The organism is Clostridium sp. YIM B02569 (assembly GCF_022320765.1).
Classification (GTDB): domain Bacteria; phylum Bacillota; class Clostridia; order Clostridiales; family Clostridiaceae; genus Clostridium; species Clostridium beijerinckii.
This window is the reverse complement of record NZ_JAKJJX010000062.1, coordinates 1-1,568: the sequence shown is the minus strand read 5'-3', so window position 1 is coordinate 1,568 and position 1,568 is coordinate 1. Positions and strand designations below refer to the sequence as shown.

The 1,568-nt window shown below is 51.0% G+C and carries 1 rRNA gene; it reads right to left on the bottom strand.

Annotation, left to right across the window (positions count from 1 at the left end):
- Positions 1 to 35 precede the first annotated feature (35 nt).
- A 23S ribosomal RNA gene (locus L3B96_RS27060) occupies positions 36 to 1,568 on the bottom strand; the annotation flags it as partial.

Below are 1,568 nucleotides of genomic sequence, written 5' to 3'. Positions count from 1 at the left end.
AGATTTCCCATTCCTTTATGGAAGTAAGACCCCTGAAAGATGATCAGGGAGATGGATTAGTATTAGTCCGCTTCATGCGTCACCGCACTGCCACTTCTAACCTATCTACCTGATCATCTTTCAGGGGTCTTACTTCCATAAAGGAATGGGAAATCTCATCTCGAGGTGTGTTTCACACTTAGATGCTTTCAGCGTTTATCACATCCATACGTAGCTACCCAGCGATGCGCCTGGCGGCACAACTGGTACACCAGAGGTATGTCCATCCCGGTCCTCTCGTACTAAGGACAGGTCCTCTCAAATTTCCTACGCCCGCGACGGATAGGGACCGAACTGTCTCACGACGTTCTGAACCCAGCTCGCGTACCGCTTTAATGGGCGAACAGCCCAACCCTTGGGACCGACTACAGCCCCAGGATGCGATGAGCCGACATCGAGGTGCCAAACCTCCCCGTCGATGTGGACTCTTGGGGGAGATAAGCCTGTTATCCACAGGGTAGCTTTTATCCGTTGAGCGATGGCCCTTCCATACGGTACCACCGGATCACTAAGCCCGACTTTCGTCCCTGCTCGACCTGTCTGTCTCGCAGTCAAGCTCCCTTGTGCCTTTACACTCTGCGAATGATTTCCAACCATTCTGAGGGAACCTTTGGGCGCCTCCGTTACTTTTTAGGAGGCGACCGCCCCAGTCAAACTGCCCACCTGACACTGTCTCCCACCACGATTAGTGGTGCGGGTTAGAGTGGTCATACAGCGAGGGTAGTATCCCACCAACGCCTCCACCGAAACTAGCGTTCCGGTTTCTATGGCTCCTACCTATCCTGTACAAGCTGTACAAACACTCAATATCAAGCTACAGTAAAGCTCCATGGGGTCTTTCCGTCCTGTCGCGGGTAGTCCGCATCTTCACGGACAATATAATTTCACCGAGTCTCTCGTTGAGACAGTGCCCAGATCGTTACGCCTTTCGTGCGGGTCGGAACTTACCCGACAAGGAATTTCGCTACCTTAGGACCGTTATAGTTACGGCCGCCGTTTACTGGGGCTTCAATTCTGAGCTTCGCCGAAGCTAACCCATCCTTTTAACCTTCCAGCACCGGGCAGGCGTCAGCCCCTATACGTCATCTTACGATTTTGCAGAGACCTGTGTTTTTGATAAACAGTCGCCTGGGCCTATTCACTGCGGCTGATCTTGCGATCAGCACCCCTTCTCCCGAAGTTACGGGGTCATTTTGCCGAGTTCCTTAACGAGAGTTCACTCGCTCACCTTAGGATTCTCTCCTCGACTACCTGTGTCGGTTTGCGGTACGGGTAGTTAAGTACTCACTAGAAGCTTTTCTCGGCAGTGTGACATCAGACGCTTCGCTACTAAATTTCGCTCCCCATCACAGCTTGTCCTTAAAGTGAAAAGCATTTGACTCTTCACAAGACTTACTGCTTGGACATTCTAATCCAACAGAATGCACATCTTAGCCTCCTGCGTCCCTCCATTGCTCAAACGCACTTAATCTTTCTAGAAGATCTCCTACAATATTCTCAGCTGCCATGGAAAATCAATGTTCAAACAC